A 21,708-nucleotide genomic window follows, 5' to 3' on the forward strand; every position below is an offset into this window, starting at 1 on the left:
AGATTGCACCGGATGCAGGGTGCTTGGTCATTGGCTGGCTTAGCGGGTATCCATGTATTTGAGTGTAGCAGGCGAAATCTTCACTTTGTAGAGCGTCGGGTAGTGCGTGAAACGCAGTTCGGCCCGCATCCACAAAGGGATACGGGCCGAACTGCTAGGTGCTTTTGGAGTTAATTCCAGGCGCGGTGCACGGCGACGATGCCACCGGTCAAGTTGCGGAATTCGACATTCTTCCAGCCAACATTGATGAACTTCTGGCCCAAATCCTGCTGGTTTGGCCAAGCCGCAATCGACTCTGCCAAGTAGGTGTATGCCGAAGGGTTCGAGGAGACCAGATAGCCCAGTGCAGGAATTACGCGTGGCAGGAACTGCTGGTAGGCCACCTTGATCGGGGCGACGGTTGGGGTGGAGAACTCGGCCACCACGATGCGTCCACCCGGCTTGGTGACGCGTCGCAGCTCGGACAGGGCTTTCTCGGTGTCCGAGATATTGCGCAAACCGTAGGAGATGGTCACCGCGTCAAAGATGTTATCTTCAAACGGAAGGTCGGTACCGTCGCCGTAGACGAATTCAAGCTCCGGATAGCGCTTGCGCCCCTCAGCCAGCATGCCTTGCGACATGTCGCACGCGGTAACCTTCGCGCCGGCCTTAGCCAGTGGCATCGACGAAGTGCCGGTGCCGGCGGCTAGGTCCAGGATGCGCTCTCCGGGCTTTGGCGCGATGGCTTCGGTAGTGACCTTGCGCCAGTAATTCACGATGCCGCCGGTCATCAGGGTATTGAGTAGATCGTAGCGAGGAGCTACATTATCGAACATCTCCTGGACCTGGTTGGCCTGCTTATCCAGGCCTGCGCGCACATTGTGTGAAGTCATGCTTCCAAGTGTTTCATATTTGGAGATGCCCGGGCGCCGGATGTGGGGCGAATCGCGTTCAGAGCAGAGATTCCAGCCGTGCGTAGCTTGCCTCCATCCCGTCGGTCATCCCGGTAGCCAGCACCATGTCGCGCGTCTGGGCATCGGGATAGGTGATCACCAGCGATAGGAGAGTCCCTTCGCTGCTATCGGAGAATGTCGACTCGTTTAGCGTTGGTGGATAGTCGGTGTCGATCATTTGCTCGGTGGTCCGCTCGTAGGACTTGGGGAGACTTTCGAGCAGTTCACCGCTGAATCCGAATCCTTGCCCCTCGGTACCGGTTTCCGGTTCCCAGCGGTAGCGGTAGGTCCCACCCACGGATTTGGGAAGAACGCATTCGGTCATCTTCCAGCCGTCGGGACCGAGCAGCCAACGCTTCATGAGCGCCTCGTCATGATGTGCCTGCCAAACCTGATCGCGGGTTCCTCGAATGATGCGGCTAACGCGAATCTGGGTTTCCGAAAGGATCTGGGCTTCGGTGGCGAACGTTTGGGCATAGTTGCGCAGATCTATCAGCACCTGTTCGATCTGGCTCATGGCCGAACGAGTTCCGTCGATCATGCCCATGTCTACGACCTGTTCCAGGTCTGCCGCGGAATTGAAATTCGCGGTAATGGTCAGCTTGGTGCCGGTTGGATGGGGGTCGAAGCTGAAAACCATGCGGGTCGTCGGCAACTCGGTGTTTGGTGTTCCGTCTGCGTTGGCAAAGCCGTCGGTGACTTCGAAAAACTTTTGGTCGGCTATTTCATTCCATTCCCAGTAGCCGTGGAACTCTTCTCCTTCGGGTGAGGTCATGTGGTAGTGAGTGCGACCGCCTTCTGCAGCGTCGTGGCGGGTGAATGTTGCAGGGTATTCAACAGGCCCCCAGAACTTTTCTATCTGGCGCGGATCGAGGTAGGCATCCCAGAGTCGGGATACCTTGACCGGGAATTCGGCATGGACCGTGAGGGTGAGGGATTCGGCGTCTTTGACAACTGATGTGACGGGCATGAGAAAAGCTCCTTAGGTAGCCTCGTCGGCGAGGAAATCATCGAGCCGGCCAATACGCTGGCGCCAAATATCCTCGAGGGATGAGAGTAGTTCCTGCGCATGCCGGATGGTGTCCGGCTGTCCGCGAACTATGCGTTCGCGGCCACGGGCGATCTTGCAGACCAGACCGGCGGCTTCCAAAGCGGCAACATGCTTTTGCACGGCGGCAAAAGTCATGTCGTAGCTGGCAGCCAATTCGGAGATGCTGACCTCGGCGTGCAGGGTTCGCCTCACGATGTCTCTTCGTGTTGCGTCTGCCAAGGCGCGGAAGACCTTGTTCGTCTGCTCTTCGCTCAACTCATATACAACCATTTGGTTGTACGATACTCCCGATAGGCAACCGGCGCAAGGGGCGGCGGGAAGCTATTCCATAGGGGGAAGGACTCCCATGAAGGGTGATGGGTCTAATTTCTAGTCGAAGCCTTGCGCGTTTCTTGCCATGGGCGAGGGTGCGGAACTACCAGCATCGATCCCTACTAAACCCCCGGAAACTAACCTAGGATTGGCGTACTAGCGCTAACTTTTAGGTGGTTGGGGAGTCGAATTGAGTGATCCAATGATTGACTGGCCTGCAACCGCAAACCAGGCATTGCTCGCACATGAGCTGTTGGATGCGGAACGCGCCAATCTTGATTCCCTCCCGCTGCGCAATGTCGTGCGTGAGTCGTGGAAGCGCGCTTTGTCGCAAAACGATCTCCCAGCAGAGCCTGCTGTGCTCAGTGACGAAGGTCTGCGCCTGGTCCGCGAGCGCAGCGAACTACAAAGCATCTGGCCAGTCTTTGAGAGGTTGCTGGTGCCAGCGGCAACAGATGCCAACCTGTTGGTTGCGCTCGCCGACGCGCGGGGAACCCTGCTTTGGGTGGCTGGAAGCAATGCGGTTCTCAGCAGTGCGGAACGAGTTGGTTTTGCTGCGGGAGCCGACTGGGCCGAACCCTCGATGGGTACCTCTGCTCCTGGCATGGCTCTGGCCACTGGTAGAGGGTCGCAGGTTTCCGGCGCCGAACACCTCTACGAGCAAGTGCAACACTTCAACTGCTCGGCTGTTCCCATTCGGAACCCGAAAACCGGACGTGTGATCGGAGCAATCGACTTGACCGGGGGTGCGGAAGCTATCGCCCTGCATTCGATTCCATTGCTCCAGGCCGCCGTGGCCGCCGCCGAGGGGCAGTTGATGATCTCCGGGATGTCAGCCAAATTCAGCGAAACCGATTTTCTCGACTTATGCGGCCTTGATGGGGTGGATCTTTCCGGGCAGCCGATCGCATTGCGGCACGCTGAAATTCTGACGCTGCTCGCTCAATATCCGCGCGGATTGAGCAGTGCAGAACTCGTCGACGGTCTATTTGAGCGGCCAGATTCTGCCGCGGTGGGAACTGTGCGTGCCGAAATGGTCAGGCTGCGAAAGATGCTCTCCTCGAAGTCCGAGCGACTTCTGTCTTCGCGGCCCTATCGCCTGCAGTGGAAGTTGGAAACGACGCTCACTCGCCTATGGAAGTCCTTGGAGAGTGGGGATCTGCAAGCTGCAATAGATTTGTATGCCGGTGACCTGTTGGCCCGAACCCAGGCGCCGGCAATCCTTGAACTACGCAGAAGAGCGCAATTAATGTTGCGCGAGGTCGCGCTGGATCATGGAAACGCCCAGCAGTTGCTGCATTTGGGCCGCCAGTTCTCGGATGCCGAACTCTTGCGTGCAGCGTTGCGCGATCTGCCCGCCGAGGCGCCCGCGCGCTCACTGATCGTGGCCGAAGTTGAGTCCTTGGAGTCATAAGTTGGCGTGCAACGTAGATGCAACCTTTGAGTGACTAGGCTCACATCCAAGGCAAAGCGGCGGAACCATTCCGCGGCCGCATGGATGATGACGAAGGAGTCGTGAAGCAATGAGCGTCTACGCAAACCCGAACACCGATGGGGCACTAGTCAATTTCAAATCGCGCTACGAGAACTATATTGGTGGCGAATGGGTTGCCCCGGTGAAGGGAATGTATTTTGAAAACATCACCCCCATCACCGGCAAGTCTTTCTGCGAGGTAGCCCGTTCAACCGCCGAGGACATTGAAGTTGCCTTGGACGCTGCTCATGCGGCCGCACCGGCCTGGGGCAAGACCAGCCCGGCGGCCCGCGCAGTCATTCTTAATAAAATTGCGGACCGCATCGAGGATAACCTCGAAATGCTTGCCGTCGCCGAGACCTGGGACAACGGAAAAGCGGTTCGCGAAACCCTGAACGCTGATCTCCCTCTGGCGGTAGACCACTTCCGCTATTTCGCTGGCGCAATTCGCGCTCAAGAGGGATCGCTGTCCCAGTTGGACGAGGACACTACCGCCTATCACTTCCACGAACCTCTGGGTGTGGTCGGCCAGATCATTCCATGGAACTTCCCAATTCTGATGGCGGTCTGGAAGCTCGCTCCAGCACTGGCCGCCGGCAACGCCGTAGTCCTCAAGCCGGCCGAACAAACCCCCACCTCGATTCTGGTGCTCGCTGAACTCATTGGTGACCTGCTGCCTGCAGGCGTGCTGAATATCGTCAACGGTTTCGGCGTAGAAGCGGGTAAACCGCTTGCAAGCAACAAGCGCATTCGAAAGATCGCGTTCACCGGAGAAACCACCACCGGGCGACTGATTATGCAGTACGCCTCCGAAAACCTGATACCTGTCACTTTGGAGCTCGGCGGCAAGTCCCCGAACATCTTCTTCGAAGACGTTGCGGCAAAAGATGATGCCTTCTACGATAAGGCCCAAGAAGGGTTCACGCTTTTCGCTTTGAACCAGGGCGAAGTCTGTACCTGTCCATCGCGTGCACTTGTCCAGGAAAGCATCTACGGCGAATTCATGGAGAAGGTCATCGCCCGCACCGAAGCGATTAAGCAGGGCAACCCGCTGGATACCGAGGTCATGATGGGCGCTCAGGCTTCCAACGACCAGCTGGAAAAGATCTTGTCCTACCTGGACATTGGCAAAGCAGAGGGCGCTAAGCTGCTGACCGGTGGCGCTCGTGCGGAACTCGGCGGTGACCTCGAAGGTGGCTATTATGTGCAACCGACCATCTTCGAAGGCCAAAATAAGATGCGCATTTTCCAGGAGGAGATCTTCGGCCCGGTCGTAGCAGTGACGAAGTTCAGCGACTATGACGATGCGCTGAGCATCGCGAACGATACCCTCTACGGTCTGGGCTCGGGAGTATGGAGCCGCAATGGCAACACCGCCTACCGTGCTGGCCGCGATATTCAAGCGGGACGTGTCTGGGTCAACCAGTACCACGCCTACCCGGCGCACTCGGCTTTCGGTGGCTACAAATCCTCCGGCATTGGTCGAGAGAACCACCTGATGATGCTGGATCACTACCAGCAGACCAAGAACCTGCTCGTCTCTTACTCGGAGAATAAGCTCGGTTTCTTCTAACCGTGGACTGCTACCGCCAAGAGTAGGACACTGGGCCTAACGGGTTTTCCCCAAGTACCGTTGCCCGGGTTCAACGAACATTCGTTGCACCTGGGCGGCGGTACTTAACCGCAATCGCAAAGGAGTACACCATGAGCACCGTCACCGAATCTCGGGCTGCGATCGTTGGGGAGGAGTTTTCCCGCGTCGCTTTCACCGAAGAAACCCTGGAACTTCTGCGCAAGCTCTGGAGCATTCATGGACCGTTGATGTTCCACCAATCCGGGGGTTGCTGTGATGGTTCATCGCCCATGTGCTATCCGGCGGGCGACTTCAAAACCGGGAATGCAGATATCCTTCTCGGGGTGTTGGTGCTAAAAGATGAGGTGGGAGAGGAACTAGGGCAGATCGATTTTTGGATGTCCAAAGAACAATTTGAATATTGGAAGCACACCAAGCTCACCGTTGATGTGGTCGACGGGAGAGGATCGGGCTTCTCCGTGGAGGCCCCGGAGGGTAAGCGTTTCCTCATCCGCAGCGAGATCATCGAGTTCCCTACGGCGTAAGATCAATGAATGCGTCTCTGGTCATTACATCCCGAACTGCTCGACGGTAAAGGACTGGTTGCCTGCTGGAGGGAAACCCTGCTTGCGCAAAAAGTACTTGCCGGAGAAACCTCGGGCTATGCCAATCACCCACAATTGGTCCGCTTTCGAGCAACGGGTACCCCGTTGCAGATGGTCAGTGCCTACTTGCAGGGGCTGCATGATGAATCGTTGACGCGTGGGTATAGGTTTGATCAGACAAAAATTCTGTTCCCCGAACTAGCAGGGCACAGCGGTCAAATCGCTGTAACGAGCGGCCAAATAAATTTCGAATACCGCCACCTGTTGCGCAAACTTGAGATTCGTACGCCGGAAAGCGCTCACGCACTGTTGGCTCGGAAAGACGGCGGACTGACTCCCCATCCGCTATTCCACGTGGTTTCTGGGCCGGTTGAATCATGGGAAAAAGACGCTCATGCCGCAGCAGATCATGATGTTCAAGATTCGGTGCACGGCACGGATGGATAATTGGGTGAAAACTGCATCCCAACAGCGCGATGAGTGCAGGGCTCCGTCCCATCAGCCCTCAACATGCGGCAACCGCTAGAACGTGGGCAAGTTTTGAGCCCAAACCGAGATGCGTTGCAACTGCATTGCGTCGAGTAGCAGTACGATTTCCAGACTGTCGTTTGCTGGCCGTAGCAGGACCGCGGAATCAGCGGGGAGCCCAGCCTGGGCCGATATCGCCTCATAAGCCATGGAGCTTTTGGCGACGCCTGAAACCATGCAGAGGAAAAGCTCCGTGTCGCTGCCATTCCAAGATTCAGCAATCGAATTTTTCCGTTCAAAAAACCGCTGCAGATCATCTCGATGAAACCACCCGGTGCCCATTTCGATTTTGATCTCAGCAACGATAGCCAGAGATCGCAACTTGAAACCAGCAGGCGCACTTGTAGCGCGCAGGACGAAGCCCGGCCCGTCCAGCTGCGGAACTAGCGCTAAGTCCCGCTGAATTCTCTCCGGATCAACGGTTTCTTTACGTCCAAACCAAGCCAAGCGGAATTCCTTTACCTCTCATTGCCGGCCTAGGCGGCCGACCTATTGCATCTAACACTAGTTCAGTACCTCGGCAGAGTCGCCGCCGAAAACTTCAATCTATTCGAGTTCAGGTTCACTCCATCCGATTCGACAGTCAATGGGAGAAGGAGACTGAACGGCGGATTAAAACAAGGCCGCCACAGCAGCGTTGCGCATTCCTGCGCGAGCAACCGTGGCGGCGATGTTCGAGTAATCAGAAGTTAGCCTTCAGTGGGAGTACTATTTTCGTGCGCAACTCGGCGAGTATCGAACCTAGGTTTACCCAAAGCCGAGAATCTTGAATCTCTGCGCAGTTCCATGGTGAGCGATATTCCCAGCAGCGCTACGATGATCGTAAATGGCAGCGCCGAGAGCATTGACGCCTGTTGCAAGGCAGCAAGCCCTCCAACCAGAAGCAGCAGCACTGCGCTCAAGCCAGTGAGGATACCCCAGATGCTCAGGACTGGACGGGTTGGATTCAAATGCCCGTTGCTGGACATCATGCTCAACACGAACGTGTTTGCGTCGGCGCCGGAGACGAAGAACAGCACTACCAAGATCATGGTCACCACCGAGGTGAGTTCCACCATTGGCAGTTCGGCGAGCATCGCGAAGAATGAAGAATTGAGATTCTCTGCTGTTTGCTCCGCGATTGGAGCGCCATCCATCTCGAACTTGATCGCGCTTCCACCAAAGATAGTGAACCATGCAAAGAACACCAAGCTTGGAATGCCCAAAACACCTGCGACGAACTGCCGAATGGTGCGGCCCTTGGAAATTTTGGCGAGGAATACCCCGACGAATGCGCCCCAGCTGAGCCACCAAGCCATCATGAAGTACGTCCACCACTGCATCCACTGAAGGTCATCAGGTGTTGTCGGAGTGATCAGCGAAACCTGGAAGAAGTCATTGAAGTATTGGCCCACGGAGCGGAAGAAAATATTTCCGATGAAGCTGGTTGGGCCGAAGATCAAGACGAACAGGGCCAGTAGCACCGACAAGGACATCGTGATCTGGCTGATGTACTTGATGCCGCGGTTGACTCCGGATAGTGCGGACAAGGTGAACAGAATGGTGATGACCGCGATGATGATGATCTGCACCCCGACACCTGTCGCAAGCCCGAATACTCTATTCAGACCTTCTTCGATTTGCGCAGCACCCAGACCCAGTGACGTGGTGGTGCCGAACAGCGTCGCCAGAATGGCAAACACATCAATTAGCTTGCCGAACCAGCCATCCACAAGGCGTCCCAGAACTGGTCGCAACATCGGTGACACGAGACCGGGGCGACCCATGCAGTGTGTGGAGTAACCGATAGCCAGGCCGAATACACCGAAGACTGCCCAGGCGTGCGGACCCCAGTCAAAGAAGCTGAACTGCAGTGCGCGAACTGCCGCGTTAAGGGTGCCGGGATCTTCCATCCCGTGTGGCGGAGCCATAAAGTGCGAGATTGGTTCGGCCACGCCGTAGCTGATCAGCCCGATGCCCATTACGGCGGACAGGATCATTGCAAGCCAAGCCCAAGTGGAATATTCGGGGCGTGAATTCTCATCGCCCAACCGAATGCTCCCGTAGCGACTCGCTCCAAGGAAGATCATGAGTCCGATGCAGCCCAAGGTCACCACCAGGTAGCTCCAGCCGACCGTGCGCGTGACCCAGTCCATGCTGTCGGTCATCAGTGCGCCGAGACTTTCCGGTGAAATGCTAGCCCAGAGCAGGATCCCGAGCAGCAGAATCATGGCGGTATAGAAAACGCCGCCCACGCGTGGTTTCTCGCCGAGCGCGTTGTCCAGGTTCTTGACCGAGGAAGCAGTACTGGGCTCCCCGGTCGAAGTTTTATCGACCATGATTTTCTCCGATTCGATGTTCTGACACCGCATGACGCAGTGACTAAGAGGTCGGTTAATTGACGGGTGCTAGAGGGACTCTAGAATTGCGCCGTCGTAGAAACGACCGGCCTTGTAGACCATCGGTTCGATGTTGGATACTTCTGCGTGACGAACGCGGCACACGAAAATGGTGTGAGTATTAGCCTGGAAGCCTTCGAGATTTTCTGCCTCAACCATCTTGGAAGAGGAATCGAACAACGGACCTCCGTAAGGAACTTCATCCCAAACGATATCAGCGAATTTGCCAGCCGAATTGGAAACGCAGGGCGAAACAAGTGTCTATCTGCTCACGGAAAAGGATGTTGTTACGTCAGCGAGTTGACGTAAATCGCACACAGTGGGTTCAGGAATTCTTCGGCGCAAACACCATAACCAGCTATAGCATTGTCGAGATTCAAGTGTTAAAACCAAACGCTAAGTCCTTGGGTCGCGCGTAATTGCACGGCGGGCATGGTGCCGTCGTTGCAGTGTGACTTGCCATTCTGGGTGCTACGCGCAATCCGGATTCCTATGATTGCGCCGTGACCAACGCCTGCAAGGAGATGTCCACTCCGCAGGCAACGCGTGATGAGGATGTCGATTCCCCGGAGTAGTAGTTCAACCGCACCTTCGACGGGTGGTTTGAGAATAAGCAGGATCCAGTGGAAGGCTTCGTGGAGCCAAGCCCTATTGAAAAATTCGCTGGACGAGGAGAATTCTCCCGAATCACTGCACGAATCCGCAATGATCGGCACACCTGCAGAGGTTGTCGAACGCTTACGCCGTTATGAGGAATTGGGAGTCACGGAGTTCAGGTTTTGGAACGACAACACACTCAGCCACGCGGAGAAGAAGCGCTCGCTTGAGTTGTTCATCGAACAAGCGATGCCGCACTTTGCACAAGTTGCGGTGTCGCAAAAGTAGCAAAAAAATCCGAAACAGAGCCAGAAATCGACCTCCACCGCCGAATCCTGGCTCTGCTGCGTCAAGGGTCAGTGAGTCCATTCAAAGGACTCGCGGCACGATACCCGGCCATGACTGCTCACAGCACCAAAAGCGATGGATTGGAGTTAGCGAACATGCCTTCCTCTGCTTACCGACGGCGAGATTATTTCTGCCCGCACCCGGGCCTTGGCTGACACCGAGAAATGCGCTCTGAAATGGCGTTGGTTCTTCACTTCATTTGATGCTTGACATGGAGATACGCGCCACTTGAGACAAACGGTGGTGCAATCCGGCTAGCGCGACATCTGTCCCTAATTTCTGCGCTCCGAGCGCTCCGGGTTTGCTCTGCTATCCTTGCCTTAAATGCAGGTCGCAAACCTGGCCTAGAACAAATCCGACGGCATCAAATTACCGTCAATTTGTTTAATGATTTGGAAGGGAACAAATGCATTTAACTCCCCGCGAGCAAGAGAAATTAATGATCGTCGTCGCGGCCGATCTGGGCCGCCGCCGGCAAGAACGCGGTTTGAAGCTCAACCACCCTGAAGCGGTGGCCATCATTACCTACGAACTCATTGAGGGAGCCCGCGACGGACGCACCGTTGCCGATCTAATGAGCTACGGGACAACGATCCTGACCCGCGAGGATGTCATGGACGGAATCGCGGAGATGATCAGCGACGTCCAGGTCGAGGCAACGTTCCCCGACGGGACCAAGCTGGTCACCGTCCACAATCCGATTCGTTAAGTACAGGAGTAGAGATGAAACCGGGAGAGTACATTCTTGCCGATGACCCAATCGTCTGTAATGCGAGTCAACAGACCCGAATCCTGAACCTAGTCAATCGCGGAGACCGGCCAATCCAAGTCGGCTCGCACTTTCACTTCGCAGAAGCCAACCCGCAGTTGGATTTTGACCGCGTCGCGGCCCGCGGATTCCGCCTGGATATTCCTGCGGGAACCGCCGTGCGCTTTGAACCGGGGGATGCGCGCACTGTGCACCTGGTGGAATACGCTGGCGCGCGCGAAGTCCACGGGTTCCAAGACCGGGTGAACGGACCGCTGGGACGCACCGTGCCGGTTGTCGAAACCGATGCAATTGGCGGCACTGCGGGCATTGACCCGATAGTCGAAGCCGACCTGGTCGAAGATTACGACATCGATCTTCCCAACAAGAGTGAAGCAACCATCGGTTTTCACACCACCTTCGGCGTGGACCCAGTGGACGAGAACTTGCCGCCCAAGCCGCATAAGGTCCGGCAGGCCGAGAAATCGCAGGCACCGGGACCGGACGAAGAGCAGGAGAGCTAAATATGAGCTTCGAACTCAGCCGCAAACAGTATGCGGAAATGTACGGGCCCACCACCGGCGATGCCATCCGCCTGGCAGACACCGAACTAATCCTTGAAATCGAAAAGGACTACACCACCTACGGTGAGGAAGTCGTCTTCGGTGGAGGCAAAGTCATCCGCGACGGCATGGGCCAAAATGGACGGTTGACCCGCGACCAAGATGTGCCCGATACGGTGATCACCAACGTCGTCGTGCTCGACTACACCGGCATCTACAAAGCGGATGTGGCTCTGCGCGACGGGCATATCTTCAAAATCGGCAAGGCCGGCAACCCCGACATTTCCGATGGCGTGGACATCACTATCGGTGCAGCCACCGATATCATTGCCGGCGAGCACAAAATACTCACCGCGGGGGCCATCGATACGCATATCCACTTCGTCTCCCCGGATCAGGTGCCCGTAGCCTTATCCGCGGGAACCACCACGCTCATCGGCGGCGGCGCCGGACCTTCGGACGCGTCCAAGGCCACCACGGTCACTCCGGGGCCTTGGCATATCGCCCGAATGCTGCAGGCGGTCGAGAACCTTCCCATCAACATCGGTTTGCTCGGCAAGGGCCACGCCAGCGACCGTGCGCCGCTCGCCGAACAGGTGCGCGCGGGGGCCATCGGGTTGAAGATCCACGAGGACTGGGGCGCCACTGCCTCCTCCATCGACAATTCATTGAAGGTAGCCGATGAATTCGACGTGCAGGTAGCCATTCACGCGGATACGCTCAACGAAGGCGGCTTCGTGGAAGACACCATCGCCGCGATCGCCGGACGAGTGATCCACACCTTCCACACCGAAGGTGCCGGCGGCGGCCACGCCCCTGACATCATCCGCATGGCGGGGCTGCCCAATGTGTTGCCGGCATCGACTAACCCGACGCTTCCATACACCGTTAATACGGTGGACGAGCACCTGGACATGTTGATGGTCGCTCACCACCTGAATGCCGACATCCCCGAGGATGTGGCCTTCGCCGACTCGCGTATCCGTCCAGAGACGATTGCCGCCGAAGACGTGCTGCACGATATGGGCGTTTTTTCGATTACCTCTTCGGATTCACAGGCTATGGGCCGCGTGGGCGAGGTCGTCTTGCGCACCTGGCAGGTAGCCGACGCGATGAAGCGCCAGCGCGGCAAGCTTGCGGGCGACGGCGTGGTGGGAGACAACTTCCGGCTCAAGCGCTACGTCGCTAAGTACACGATCAACCCGGCCATTGCCCACGGCATCGCCGACTCCATCGGCAGTGTCGAGGAAGGCAAATTTGCCGACCTGGTCCTTTGGGACCCGGCATTTTTCGGGGTCAAGCCGGAGATGATCATCAAGGGCGGACAGATCATCCAGTCGGTGATGGGAGATTCGAACGGGTCGATTCCGACCCCGCAGCCACGCACCATGCGAATGAACTTCGGTGCTTTGGGCACCGCGGTGCAGGCATCTTCGATCACCTTCCTGTCCAAGGCGGCAATCGACGAGGGCGTGCCCGAGCGGTTGCGCCTGCGCAAGGTGATCCGCGCCTGCCAGGGCATCCGCCAGCTGACCAAGGCGGACCTGAAATTCAACAGTGAAACCCCGGAAATCCTGGTTGATCCGCAGACCTACCAGGTCACCGTGGACGGGGAGCTGGCCACCTGCGAACCATCAGTGGTTCTGCCGATGGCTCAGCGGTACTTCCTGTTCTAGGCCTTTTGCGGCTCAGCAATTTTTAGAGGAGAACAATGATCATTGAACAACTTGTGGGCAATGTCCACGAGCTTCCGGCGGAGCGGTATGCCGGCCGGCACCAGGAAAAGGTGGTGCTGCCCAGCTCCGCGCTGGTCAAAAGAATTCAACGGGTCACCAGCGACCACGACCGGGAACTGGGGATCCGCTTGGCCCCCGGCCCGGACCTGCGCGACGGGGATATCCTGTATCTTTCGGACACCGAAATGATCACCGTGTCGGTGTTGCCGACCGATGTGCTGGTAATCGCACCACGCACCATCTTGGAAATGGGGCAGGTTGCGCATGCCCTGGGCAACCGCCACCTGCAGGCGCAATTCTTCGGCGAGGAATCCGAATACGCGGCGCAGGTCATGGTAGTCCAGTACGACCACACCGTGTCCGATTTCTTGGAGCACCAGCAGACCCCGTACAACCGGCAAGAACGCGTGATGCCGGTGCCGTTCCGCCATGCCGAACACACCCACTAGCGCCTCGCACCTGCTGACGCTGATGCAGCTTTCCGACTCGGCGTTGCCCACCGGGGCATTTAGCCACTCCTTCGGGATGGAAAGCTATCTAGCCGATGGGCAGGTGCATGACGAGACGAGCTTCGCGGCGTGGGTGGAGCTGTTCCTCACCCAGTCGCTGAGCTACACCGACGGGCTCGTGGTGCGTCTAGCCCACGAAGCGCAGAGTCTGGATCGGATCATGGAACTGGATGCGATGATCCACGCTGCGGCGTTGCCGCGGCAGCTGCGCGAGGCTGCCGTCAAAATGGGAAAGCGGATGCTTGCGGTGGCAAGCGTGGTCTCTCCGAGCGGGGAACTCGAAGGCTACGTGCAGGCGGTTGCATTCGGGCGATGCGCTGGGCATCCGGGGATCGCCTTCGCGCTTGGTGCCCGCGCGGCCGGTGCCCCGGTGGCGGACACCGTGAACAGCTACCTGTTCTCCACCGTCACGAGTCTGACGCAGAACGCCATTCGGGCGATTCCGCTGGGCCAGAATGCAGGACAACGGGTACTGCGCGCCATGCATGAACCAGTCACCCGCAGCGTGGCGAGGATCTTCAGTCTTGACGACCGAGATCTGGGCGTCGCGATCCCTGGTTTGGAGATCGCGCAGATGCGGCATGAACACCTGCGCGCACGCATGTTCATGTCTTAGTACACCGACCGCCGATTGGCGGTCCCAATGATTTGAGGAGCACAGTTATGGAACCAATTCGTATTGGCGTCGGAGGCCCGGTTGGGGCGGGCAAAACCCAGCTCATTGAGCGAATTACCCGCGCGCTGGATGGCCAGATCTCCATGGCGGCCATCACCAACGACATCTACACCATCGAGGACGCCAAGATCTTGGCGGCCAATGGGGTGCTGCCGCTGGATCGGATCGTCGGCATAGAGACCGGCGGCTGCCCGCACACCGCCATCCGCGAAGACACCTCGATGAACTCTGCGGCCATTGAGGATTTGAAGGCCAAGCACCCGGACCTGGAGATCATTTTCGTGGAATCCGGGGGAGATAACCTCTCGGCTACTTTCTCGCCGGAGCTAGTGGATTTCTCCATTTACATCATCGATGTGGCCCAGGGTGAGAAGATCCCGCGCAAGGCCGGGCAGGGCATGATTAAATCCGACCTGTTCATCATCAACAAAACCGACCTCGCACCATATGTTGGAGCCGATTTGTCGGTGATGGAGTCGGATTCCAAGCAATTCCGCGCGGACAAGCCATTTTGCTTCACGAACCTGAAAACCGATGAAGGCCTAGAACATGTTCTTAATTGGTTGCGACGAGACGTGCTGATGACGGATCTGTGCTAATGGCAGCTCGCACCGCACGCCGCGCCCCGGTGTTGGCTCCTACTCCGTTCACCGGTCGGCTGGTTGGCGAATTGCGGCTGCGCATCGGCCGGCGTTCGGGCAAGGACATCGCCACAGCGCAGTACCATCAGGGTGCCTTGCGGGTGCTGCGCCCGCATTACCTGGATGACAGCGCACAAGTTTGCTACACCATCGTGAACCCAGGCGGCGGGTATCTTGGAGCCGACCGCTACGGCATCGAGGTGGAGGTGGAAGCCGGCAGCAGCTTGCTGCTGACCACTCAGTCGGCGACCAAGATCTACCGCACTCCGCAGGGCGAAGCCAGCCAGGAGATGCTGGTGCGTTTGGGCTCCGGTGCGGTGCTTGAATACCTGCCCGACCAGCTGATCGCCTACCGGGATGCCAGCTACCGCCAGGAGCTCGTGGTGGATATGGCGGCCGATGCCTCGCTGGTGCAGTTCGAAATCCTCACCCCGGGGTGGAGCCCGGACGGCACGCTCTTCCGCTATGACCAGTTGCGGCTTCGCACCCAGGTGCGGGTGGAGGGAAAACTGGCGGTGCTGGACAACCTGTGGGTGCAGCCGGGGGACCAGTCGCTCGATTCGCAGCTTTACCTACAGCAAGCCACCCACGTGGGCATGCTGCTTGCGGTGGATGCGCGCATCGATGCCGCGCTGGTGGAGCAGCTGCGCGAGGTGGCCTACCGGATTGCCGGGCAGCAGCGCCAAGCGGTGCACGTGGGCGTCTCGCAGACGCCCACCGCCGGGGTGGCCGTGCGCACGCTTGGCACCTCGACCGAATCCGCCACCGCGGTGCTGATGGGCATCGTCAACGAGCTGCGTGAGCGATTGCGCGGCCAAGGGCCGGTGAACCTGCGCAAGTACTAGCACATTGGGTTTAGAGCATGTCGGCGCGCAGCTGAGCGGCGGAGCGTGGCGAAAGCAGCCCCGGGGCCACATCGAAGACGGTCTGCGCGCCGGTGATGCCGGCGCGGTTCATGCGGTGCACCGCACGGGCGTAAGCCACCAGCACGCTGGAGGTGAACTCCGGGTTGGAACCGAGCGCCAGCGAGTACTCGATGACCTGCTTCTGCGAATCGCTGGTATTGCCCGAGCGGATCACGAATCCGCCGTGCGGCATATCGGAGTGCTCCGTCGCCAGAGTCTGCGCGTCGACGAAATGCACGGTGGTGTCGTACTGGTCGAAATAGTGTTCCATGCTCACGATTTCCTGGCGCACGTTGTTCTCATCCGCGCCGTTTTCGAGGACCACGAAGCACTCGCGCTGGTGCTTCTCGCGGGTGCTCAGGCTCGGGCGCAATCCGGCCCGCACCTGTTCGATCGCTTCTTGGCTTGGGATGGTGTACTGCACGCCGGCGGCAACTCCGGGCACGCGGCGCACCGCGTCGGAATGGCCTTGGCTTAGCCCGCGGCCCCAGAAGGTGTAGGTTTCCCCGTCCGGCAGCAGCGCTTCGCCATAGACCCGGTTGATGGAGAACATGCCCGGATCCCACCCGGCGGAGATAAGCGCAGTCTTGCCGGCAGCCTTCGCCGGCGCGTCCACGGACTCGTAGTACTCCGGGATGCGCGCGTGGGTATCGAAGCTGTCAACGGTGTTGAACAGCGCTGCCAGTTGTGGGCCTTGCTCGGGCAAATCTGATTTAGAGCCGCCGCAGAGAATCAGCACGTCGATGTCGTCGACATGCTTGGCCAAGTCGTCGACGGAGTAGCGCGCCGCCGGTTGCGCGAGCTCGAGACTCTGCGGGTCGCGGCGGCTGTAGACGCCTACCAGTTCCATGTCTTGGTTCTTGGAAATCGCGGCCTGTACGCCGCGGCCGAGGTTTCCATAGCCGGCGATGCCGATGCGGATTTTCGAAGACATTAGATTCACAGTCCTTTGATCTGGCATAAGAGCCTCGGTCATTGGCCGGCAGGAGGTGGCTCGCTATCCGGAGAAAAAGTGGCGAAAGACGCCGGTGGACATATGCCACCACAAGGGATTATTCCAAAGAAGCCAGCGGAACCCTAAATGCCCTGCTGCATATTAAATAGTGGAGCTAAGGGTCCGGGCGGCGCAGCCTTTCACGAACTTCGGTGCGCCTTGGACGTAGTTGATTCCAGCGATTAGGGTGTTTCCCGGCCAGTAGCTGCAGGTGGCATGAATGAGTCTGGGAAATGCCGGACTCGGTCGCAAATGAGGTGCAGGCTGCCGGCGTCGTGGGAGGCCAGCAGCACCGCGGCGCCTGCCGTCGCTTGCGCCGTGAGTAGCCGCAGGATTATCCCCGTGGTCCCCTCATCGAGTTGCGCGGTCGGTTCGTCGCAGACCAGGATCCGCGGTTCCAGGCTCAGCGCTCGCGCAAGCAGCACCCGTTGGAGCTGACCGTCGGAAACTTCCGCCGCGCGGCGTTGGAGCAAAGCCGAATCGAGCTCAACGAGCGTGCATAGCCTGTGCAGTTGTTCGCGGTAGCGTTCGGGACGGATCCTGATCGCACCTTCGGCGAAGGCCAACGGGGCGGCTAATAGTGCCCCCAGATATTGTCGAGGATCGGTGGCCGCGCGTGGGGACTGGGGCACGATTCCGATTTTGGTGCGGACTTCCAACGGCACCGGACGCCGTTGGTCCACTGGCTGCCCGTCGATTAAAACCTGGCCGCTATCCGGTGACTTCAGCAAGGCCGCAATGTTGAGCAGGGTGCTTTTCCCGGCTCCGGAATCCCCGCGGATACCCACTATTTCGCCCGGTTCGAGCCGGAGATTCACGCCGCGAAGTAATTGCTGCGACGCACCTGGATATCCGTAGCTGATGCCGGCTAATTCGAGGCTCACTAGTTCTCCTCCTGCTGCCTAGCGAAAACCTGCTTCGCCCCTGCGCTGCGCACCACGCGGTCCTCTTGCAGCACGCTCACTTCATCTGCCAGTTTCGCGGCAAGATCGAGGTCGTGGGTGACCATGATGACCGTGCGGCCGGCCAGGGCCAGATCCTGCAATACCTCGGCGAGCTGCTGCCGGCTTTGCGGATCCAACGCCGAGGTCGGCTCGTCTACGAGAATCAACTGCGCATCGCCGATCAACGCCAAGCCAAGCAGTACGCGTTGAGCCTGGCCGCCGGAGAGCTCATGCGGATAGCGAACCCGTAATTCTGCGTCCAGACCCACCCGTTCCAAGGCCTGGTCCACCGATCTGGCGGAGCTGCCGCGTCGCTGGCGGCGCAATTCGCGTCGCACCATGGCGCCAACGGTGCGTACCGGATTGAGCGCCGTGGCCGAGGAACCAGGGACAAAAACCAATTGCCCGCCGGTGGCGTAGGGCGTAGTTCCTATTTGAAGCCGTTGGCCATGCAGCAGCAAGGAACCGGTGGCGTGCACCTGTGGGGGAAGTACCCCTGCCATGGCTCGCAGGAGCATGGTCTTGCCCGCACCGGAAGGGCCCAGTATGACGTTGATTTCTCCGGTTTTGGCCCGGTAGTCCACGCCGCGCAGGATCTCGGTGCGCGTCCCGGCTTTGGGCTCGGACCAGAGTTGCAGGCCCCGGACCTCAATCGCCGGCTGGCACGATTCGATGGGCGCGGATCCTTCGGACGCGATCTGCGTTAACGTTGTCCGAGCGCGGGATCGCGGCGCTGATTCGTGGGCGAGAGCGGATAGCGCCGCGCTGAGCAGCACCAGCAAGCCCGCGGGGATCACGAGCAACCACCAGGCGCCGGACAGCACTCCGCCGCGGGCGTCTTCCAAAATGAGCCCCAAGGACGCAGCCTGCGGTGGAAGCCCCACGCCCAAAAAGGATAACGCCGATTCGTGCCAGATGGCATGTGGTAGCTGCAGCACCAGGGCAATAGCCGCCTGCGGAGCTACCGCCGGGATCAGATGGTTGACCCAGATGGCCAATGGCCGTGCGCCGGCGGCCCGCGACAGCGCAACGTACTGAGATTCGCGTTCGCTGATCAAGCGCGAGCGGACAATGCGCGCAACCTGGGTCCAGTGGGTCAGCGCGATCGAGGCGACGATCGCCCACCACCGTCCGGGCCACATGGATAACACCACAACGCTCAGCAGCAGGTGGGGCACCGCGTTCAGGATGTCCACCAGGCGCATGGCTATCCGGTCAATAATTCCCCCGGCGTAGGCGGCCAGCACTCCGACTCCCACGCCGATGATCGTGGAAGCGGCCGCGGAGGCCACTGCCAGCAGCAGTGAAAGGCGCAGCGCCTGAGCCGAACGCACCCATAGGTCACGTCCTAACTGATCGGTGCCGAATAGGTGGCCAAGGCCCGGTGGCTGATACACGGCACTCAGGTCTGCGCCCTGCACCGCTTGGGGATTCAGCCACGGCACGCACACCGCATAGAGCACCAGTGCGCCAAGCAAGAGCACGGCGGAAAGCTGCCGCTTAGACATCGCGCACCCGCGGATCAGCCAGCACGTAACCGGCGTCGGCCAGCGCGTTGCCCACAAAGACCATCAAGCAGGAACAGGCGGTAACGGCCGCCAGCAGGGCAAAGTCCGCCGCCACCGCGGCGTCGATGACGGCGGAGGCGATGCCCGGCCAGGCGAACACGCTCTCCACGAGCAGAGCACCGGTGACCAACTCACCTAACCTGCTTCCGACTACGGTCAAAAAAGGTAGGGCCGCGACAGGAAGTACCTCGTGGCGCAGGATCTGCGTTTCGGAAACGCCGCGTCCACGCGCGGCGAGTACCGCATCCGATTCAAGGACCTCAAACATCGAGCTGCGCAGGTTCAGCACCAACCAGGGCAAGAGGCTCACGCCCAGGACCATAGCCGGAAGGATTAAATGAACCAGCACGGTGCCAGCTGTCGGAGGCTGCCCGGCCGAGGAGGCCCCGCCGGCGGGCAAACCCAACCCCAGCGCAAAAACTGCAATTGCCAGCAAGGCCAATACAAAGGGCGGGAGCGCCTGGGCAGACTGCGCGAAGAGCACCACCAAGCGGTCCAAGAGACCTGCTCGGTGCCGTGCGGCCAGCCAGGCCAGCAGCAGTGATGCTACGACCGCAAGCAGCAATCCGGTCAGGGTCAGCAACGCGGTATAGGGCAACCGTTCAAGCAGCACCTCGCGCACCGGTTGCGCATAGAGCCGGGAGAATCCCCAGTCGCCTTGCACCGCGTTCGCGACCCAGCGCCACCATGTGAGGAACCAAGGGTTATCCAAACCCAGCTGTTCGTTCAGCGCTTCGCGCTGCATGGCAGTGGTGCGTTCGTACCGTGAGCCGAGATAGCTGGCCAATGGGTTGAAAGGAGCAACAGAAGCCAGCCAGAACACCAGGGCGGTGATGCCTGCGGTGACCGGCAGCCCCAGGAGTACCCGGCGCACTAGGATATTCGCGGCGGTGCGCAGCCGTAGCCGGCGGCCGCTTCCCTGACCGAGCGTGCGCGTCACTGCTTGCGGGTCCATTCATGGATTTTTGCCCAAGGGCCCCACGTGGTTCCGTGGTCGTGAGGCTCTAGGAGCAAAGACGAGGTATTCCAGTGTTCGTTGACGTCGCTGCGCTGCACGTAGGTGTGATCCAGAAAGGCGAGCAGAAGCATGGAAGGCTGCTGGGCATACAGCTGCTGGACCTTCCGATAGGCCGCGGATCGCGCGTCAGGGTCCAGGTTGGTGCGTCCGATATGCAGCTGTTCATCCATAGCAGGGCTGGAATACCGGCTGGGGTTGTCATAGTAGGCGCCGGATTCCGGGTAGGAAGAATGGAGCATTTTATAGAGTTGGGTATCCACGTCGTAAGGGTCATCCCCACCACCGAGCATGATCGCATCCTGGGCGCTGCGCGGTTCGGCCTCGTCAAAAGTCGCAGCCTGAACATCCACCGTGATGCCGATCTTTGCTAGTTGCGCGGCAACCGCCAGCGACAGGTCACGGCGCAAGGTATCTCCCGGGTTGTACAGCACGGTGAATGCCGCCTCGGCACCGTCCTTGCTGCGAATCCCGTGGCCCGAATCGACCCAGCCGGCTTCATCGAGCAAGGAGGCCGCGCGTTCCAAGTCATGCGCGAAGGTCGCTTTCGGCGCATAGTTCTGAGCATATTCGGGGGAAACGAAGGTGTAGGCCGGCCGGCCGGCGCCATCGAGCACCGCGTCGATCAGCTCCTCGCGGTCGACCGCGAGGTTTAACGCCAGCCGCACCACGGGATCTGAGGTGAACGGATGCCCGGCGGGCAGGGAGATGCCGCGCCAATCGGCCGAAGCCGCGGTGAGCACTTCGAAGCCTTCGCGGCTGGCAAAGCTGTGGGCCAGTCGAGGTGGCAGCACCGTGCCGGTGAATCCGCCCGTGGCCAGTCGTTGGCTTCGGGCGTTGTCATCGGGCGCCGCCTCGTAGATTACCGGGGAAGCCTCTACAGGTCCCGCGCGGAAGCCGGGGTTGGCCGAGAGCACAAGCCGCGCAGAGGAGAAATCTTCCACGACGTACGGGCCGGTGCCAACCGGTGTTCGGCTGAGTACCGATTCGGCGACTGGCTTAGTTGGGTCGACGAGTTCTGCCGGAGCGATGCCGATCAGCAGCGAGGTTTTGAAGGATACCTGCGCTTCTTTGAGTTTAAAACGCACCGTATGTTCATTGGGTGCGGAGACCGATTCCAGATTTTCCAAGCTGCCCGCAAGCGGCGAGGCGGTTCGTGGATCGAGGATCGCCCGATAGCTGGCCACGACGTCTTGGGCGTCAAAGGAGGACCCGTCGCTGAACTTGACGTTTCTGCTTAGCGAAATATCCCAGACAAGAGAGTCGGCGGAAATCTTCGGTTCTTTGGCCGCCAACAGGGGCACCAGATTCGGAAGCTGATCTTGTTCGCCTTCGAGAGTGAATAGCGATTCGTTTATTTTCCCAAGGCCGTAGTTGTCGAAGCCGGCCAGGGGATTCAGGGTTTCCGGCAGTGCCGCGGTGAGCAGGGAGATGGGTTGCTCAGCAGAAGCCTGTCCGCTGGCTGGCTGGCAGCCGGCGGTGAATAAGATCAGGGGAAGCGTCAAGAACGCTAAGACGCGACTGCGGCTGTTCGGCGTACGCAGTGAGGATCCTTTCGCTACTCTGGGTGTGGGGGATATGTTCACAGGATACATGTGTCCGGCTGGACAG

The 21,708-nt window shown here is 59.3% G+C and carries 22 protein-coding genes and 1 pseudogene; 12 read left to right on the forward strand and 11 right to left on the reverse strand.

Annotated features, from left to right (window positions below):
• Positions 1-170: 170 nt before the first annotated feature.
• The 3 genes from LG294_RS00700 to LG294_RS00710 are packed head-to-tail and all read right to left on the reverse strand — an operon-like array spanning position 171 to position 2,253.
• The gene (locus tag LG294_RS00700; RefSeq protein WP_404288555.1) at positions 171-872 is read right to left on the reverse strand and encodes a demethylmenaquinone methyltransferase; all 702 of its coding nucleotides are present in this window, start codon (positions 870-872) and stop codon (positions 171-173) included.
• Between the two features lie 58 nt (positions 873-930).
• Positions 931-1,902, reverse strand: coding sequence for an SRPBCC domain-containing protein (locus LG294_RS00705; RefSeq protein ID WP_404288557.1), 972 nt, complete (start codon positions 1,900-1,902; stop codon positions 931-933).
• A gap of 12 nt (positions 1,903-1,914) precedes the next feature.
• Positions 1,915-2,253, reverse strand: a complete 339-nt coding sequence (locus LG294_RS00710; protein ID WP_404288559.1) for an ArsR/SmtB family transcription factor — start codon at positions 2,251-2,253, stop codon at positions 1,915-1,917.
• Between the two features lie 232 nt (positions 2,254-2,485).
• Here LG294_RS00710 and LG294_RS00715 point away from each other — a divergent pair, with 232 nt between their 5' ends.
• The 4 genes from LG294_RS00715 (at position 2,486) to LG294_RS00730 (ending at position 6,394) form a co-directional block, all read left to right on the forward strand.
• Positions 2,486-3,709, forward strand: a complete 1,224-nt coding sequence (locus LG294_RS00715) for a transcriptional regulator (protein ID WP_404288561.1) — start codon at positions 2,486-2,488, stop codon at positions 3,707-3,709.
• A 109-nt stretch (positions 3,710-3,818) separates the two neighbouring features.
• Entirely contained in the window at positions 3,819-5,342 is a 1,524-nt protein-coding gene (gene adh, locus LG294_RS00720; protein ID WP_404288563.1) for an aldehyde dehydrogenase, read from the forward strand.
• 131 nt (positions 5,343-5,473) lie between these two features.
• Complete coding sequence (locus LG294_RS00725; protein WP_404288565.1) at positions 5,474-5,887, forward strand: DUF779 domain-containing protein; 414 nt, start codon at positions 5,474-5,476, stop codon at positions 5,885-5,887.
• 9 nt (positions 5,888-5,896) lie between these two features.
• Positions 5,897-6,394 (forward strand): pyrimidine dimer DNA glycosylase/endonuclease V, encoded by a 498-nt coding sequence (locus LG294_RS00730; RefSeq protein ID WP_404288567.1) that lies wholly within the window; start codon positions 5,897-5,899, stop codon positions 6,392-6,394.
• Positions 6,395-6,469: 75 nt separating this feature from the next.
• Here LG294_RS00730 and LG294_RS00735 read toward each other — a convergent pair whose 3' ends face one another.
• The 3 genes from LG294_RS00735 to LG294_RS00745 form a co-directional block, all read right to left on the reverse strand.
• On the reverse strand, positions 6,470-6,922 hold the full coding sequence (locus LG294_RS00735; protein WP_404288569.1) for a hypothetical protein: 453 nt from the start codon (positions 6,920-6,922) through the stop codon (positions 6,470-6,472).
• A gap of 242 nt (positions 6,923-7,164) precedes the next feature.
• Entirely contained in the window at positions 7,165-8,793 is a 1,629-nt protein-coding gene (locus LG294_RS00740; protein WP_404288571.1) for a BCCT family transporter, read from the reverse strand.
• A 69-nt stretch (positions 8,794-8,862) separates the two neighbouring features.
• Positions 8,863-9,033, reverse strand: coding sequence for a hypothetical protein (locus tag LG294_RS00745; protein WP_404288573.1), 171 nt, complete (start codon positions 9,031-9,033; stop codon positions 8,863-8,865).
• Positions 9,034-9,504: 471 nt separating this feature from the next.
• Here LG294_RS00745 and LG294_RS00750 point away from each other — a divergent pair, with 471 nt between their 5' ends.
• The 8 genes and pseudogenes from LG294_RS00750 to LG294_RS00785 all read left to right on the forward strand — a co-directional run bounded on the left by LG294_RS00750 (position 9,505) and on the right by LG294_RS00785 (position 15,516).
• Complete coding sequence (locus LG294_RS00750; protein ID WP_404288575.1) at positions 9,505-9,738, forward strand: hypothetical protein; 234 nt, start codon at positions 9,505-9,507, stop codon at positions 9,736-9,738.
• A gap of 466 nt (positions 9,739-10,204) precedes the next feature.
• The gene (locus tag LG294_RS00755; RefSeq protein ID WP_404288577.1) at positions 10,205-10,507 is read left to right on the forward strand and encodes an urease subunit gamma; all 303 of its coding nucleotides are present in this window, start codon (positions 10,205-10,207) and stop codon (positions 10,505-10,507) included.
• A gap of 14 nt (positions 10,508-10,521) precedes the next feature.
• Positions 10,522-10,824 (forward strand): annotated as a pseudogene (locus tag LG294_RS00760) (urease subunit beta); the annotation flags it as partial.
• A gap of 248 nt (positions 10,825-11,072) precedes the next feature.
• Complete coding sequence (gene ureC, locus LG294_RS00765) at positions 11,073-12,785, forward strand: urease subunit alpha (protein WP_404288579.1); 1,713 nt, start codon at positions 11,073-11,075, stop codon at positions 12,783-12,785.
• A gap of 35 nt (positions 12,786-12,820) precedes the next feature.
• Entirely contained in the window at positions 12,821-13,294 is a 474-nt protein-coding gene (gene ureE / locus LG294_RS00770; RefSeq protein ID WP_404288581.1) for an urease accessory protein UreE, read from the forward strand.
• The gene (locus tag LG294_RS00775; RefSeq protein ID WP_404288583.1) at positions 13,275-13,970 is read left to right on the forward strand and encodes an urease accessory protein UreF; all 696 of its coding nucleotides are present in this window, start codon (positions 13,275-13,277) and stop codon (positions 13,968-13,970) included. The genes ureE and LG294_RS00775 overlap by 20 nt, the downstream gene beginning before the upstream one ends.
• Positions 13,971-14,017: 47 nt before the next feature.
• The gene (ureG, locus tag LG294_RS00780) at positions 14,018-14,629 is read left to right on the forward strand and encodes an urease accessory protein UreG (RefSeq protein ID WP_404288585.1); all 612 of its coding nucleotides are present in this window, start codon (positions 14,018-14,020) and stop codon (positions 14,627-14,629) included.
• A complete protein-coding gene (locus tag LG294_RS00785; protein ID WP_404288587.1) occupies positions 14,629-15,516 on the forward strand; it encodes an urease accessory protein UreD in 888 nt (295 codons plus the stop codon). Before ureG ends, LG294_RS00785 begins: the two co-directional genes overlap by 1 nt.
• A gap of 10 nt (positions 15,517-15,526) precedes the next feature.
• Here the strand turns inward: LG294_RS00785 and LG294_RS00790 are convergent, their stop codons facing one another.
• The 5 genes from LG294_RS00790 to LG294_RS00810 all read right to left on the reverse strand — a co-directional run bounded on the left by LG294_RS00790 (position 15,527) and on the right by LG294_RS00810 (position 21,602).
• Positions 15,527-16,510, reverse strand: a complete 984-nt coding sequence (locus LG294_RS00790) for a diaminopimelate dehydrogenase (RefSeq protein ID WP_404288589.1) — start codon at positions 16,508-16,510, stop codon at positions 15,527-15,529.
• Between the two features lie 242 nt (positions 16,511-16,752).
• The gene (locus tag LG294_RS00795; protein ID WP_404288591.1) at positions 16,753-17,454 is read right to left on the reverse strand and encodes an ABC transporter ATP-binding protein; all 702 of its coding nucleotides are present in this window, start codon (positions 17,452-17,454) and stop codon (positions 16,753-16,755) included.
• Entirely contained in the window at positions 17,454-19,022 is a 1,569-nt protein-coding gene (locus tag LG294_RS00800) for an ABC transporter permease subunit (protein ID WP_404288593.1), read from the reverse strand. Before LG294_RS00800 ends, LG294_RS00795 begins: the two co-directional genes overlap by 1 nt.
• A complete protein-coding gene (locus LG294_RS00805; RefSeq protein WP_404288595.1) occupies positions 19,015-20,037 on the reverse strand; it encodes an ABC transporter permease in 1,023 nt (340 codons plus the stop codon). Before LG294_RS00805 ends, LG294_RS00800 begins: the two co-directional genes overlap by 8 nt.
• Complete coding sequence (locus tag LG294_RS00810) at positions 20,019-21,602, reverse strand: ABC transporter substrate-binding protein (protein ID WP_404288597.1); 1,584 nt, start codon at positions 21,600-21,602, stop codon at positions 20,019-20,021. Before LG294_RS00810 ends, LG294_RS00805 begins: the two co-directional genes overlap by 19 nt.
• Between the last annotated feature and the right edge of the window lie 106 nt (positions 21,603-21,708).

Source organism: Glutamicibacter arilaitensis (assembly GCF_044793945.1).
Lineage (GTDB): Bacteria > Actinomycetota > Actinomycetes > Actinomycetales > Micrococcaceae > Glutamicibacter > Glutamicibacter arilaitensis_B.

What these genes read in the sequence shown, in the direction of transcription:
- LG294_RS00730 (WP_404288567.1), top strand. Translation starts at nt 5,897, where the DNA reads ATGCGTCTCTGGTCATTACATCCCGAACTGCTCGACGGTAAAGGACTG.
- LG294_RS00805 (WP_404288595.1), bottom strand. Translation starts at nt 20,037, where the DNA reads ATGGACCCGCAAGCAGTGACGCGCACGCTCGGTCAGGGAAGCGGCCGC.
- LG294_RS00740 (WP_404288571.1), bottom strand. Translation starts at nt 8,793, where the DNA reads ATGGTCGATAAAACTTCGACCGGGGAGCCCAGTACTGCTTCCTCGGTC.
- ureG (WP_404288585.1), top strand. Translation starts at nt 14,018, where the DNA reads ATGGAACCAATTCGTATTGGCGTCGGAGGCCCGGTTGGGGCGGGCAAA.
- LG294_RS00800 (WP_404288593.1), bottom strand. Translation starts at nt 19,022, where the DNA reads ATGTCTAAGCGGCAGCTTTCCGCCGTGCTCTTGCTTGGCGCACTGGTG.
- LG294_RS00710 (WP_404288559.1), bottom strand. Translation starts at nt 2,253, where the DNA reads ATGGTTGTATATGAGTTGAGCGAAGAGCAGACGAACAAGGTCTTCCGC.
- LG294_RS00755 (WP_404288577.1), top strand. Translation starts at nt 10,205, where the DNA reads ATGCATTTAACTCCCCGCGAGCAAGAGAAATTAATGATCGTCGTCGCG.
- LG294_RS00700 (WP_404288555.1), bottom strand. Translation starts at nt 872, where the DNA reads ATGACTTCACACAATGTGCGCGCAGGCCTGGATAAGCAGGCCAACCAG.
- LG294_RS00775 (WP_404288583.1), top strand. Translation starts at nt 13,275, where the DNA reads ATGCCGAACACACCCACTAGCGCCTCGCACCTGCTGACGCTGATGCAG.
- LG294_RS00790 (WP_404288589.1), bottom strand. Translation starts at nt 16,510, where the DNA reads ATGTCTTCGAAAATCCGCATCGGCATCGCCGGCTATGGAAACCTCGGC.
- LG294_RS00785 (WP_404288587.1), top strand. Translation starts at nt 14,629, where the DNA reads ATGGCAGCTCGCACCGCACGCCGCGCCCCGGTGTTGGCTCCTACTCCG.
- adh (WP_404288563.1), top strand. Translation starts at nt 3,819, where the DNA reads ATGAGCGTCTACGCAAACCCGAACACCGATGGGGCACTAGTCAATTTC.
- LG294_RS00705 (WP_404288557.1), bottom strand. Translation starts at nt 1,902, where the DNA reads ATGCCCGTCACATCAGTTGTCAAAGACGCCGAATCCCTCACCCTCACG.
- ureC (WP_404288579.1), top strand. Translation starts at nt 11,073, where the DNA reads ATGAGCTTCGAACTCAGCCGCAAACAGTATGCGGAAATGTACGGGCCC.
- ureE (WP_404288581.1), top strand. Translation starts at nt 12,821, where the DNA reads ATGATCATTGAACAACTTGTGGGCAATGTCCACGAGCTTCCGGCGGAG.
- LG294_RS00725 (WP_404288565.1), top strand. Translation starts at nt 5,474, where the DNA reads ATGAGCACCGTCACCGAATCTCGGGCTGCGATCGTTGGGGAGGAGTTT.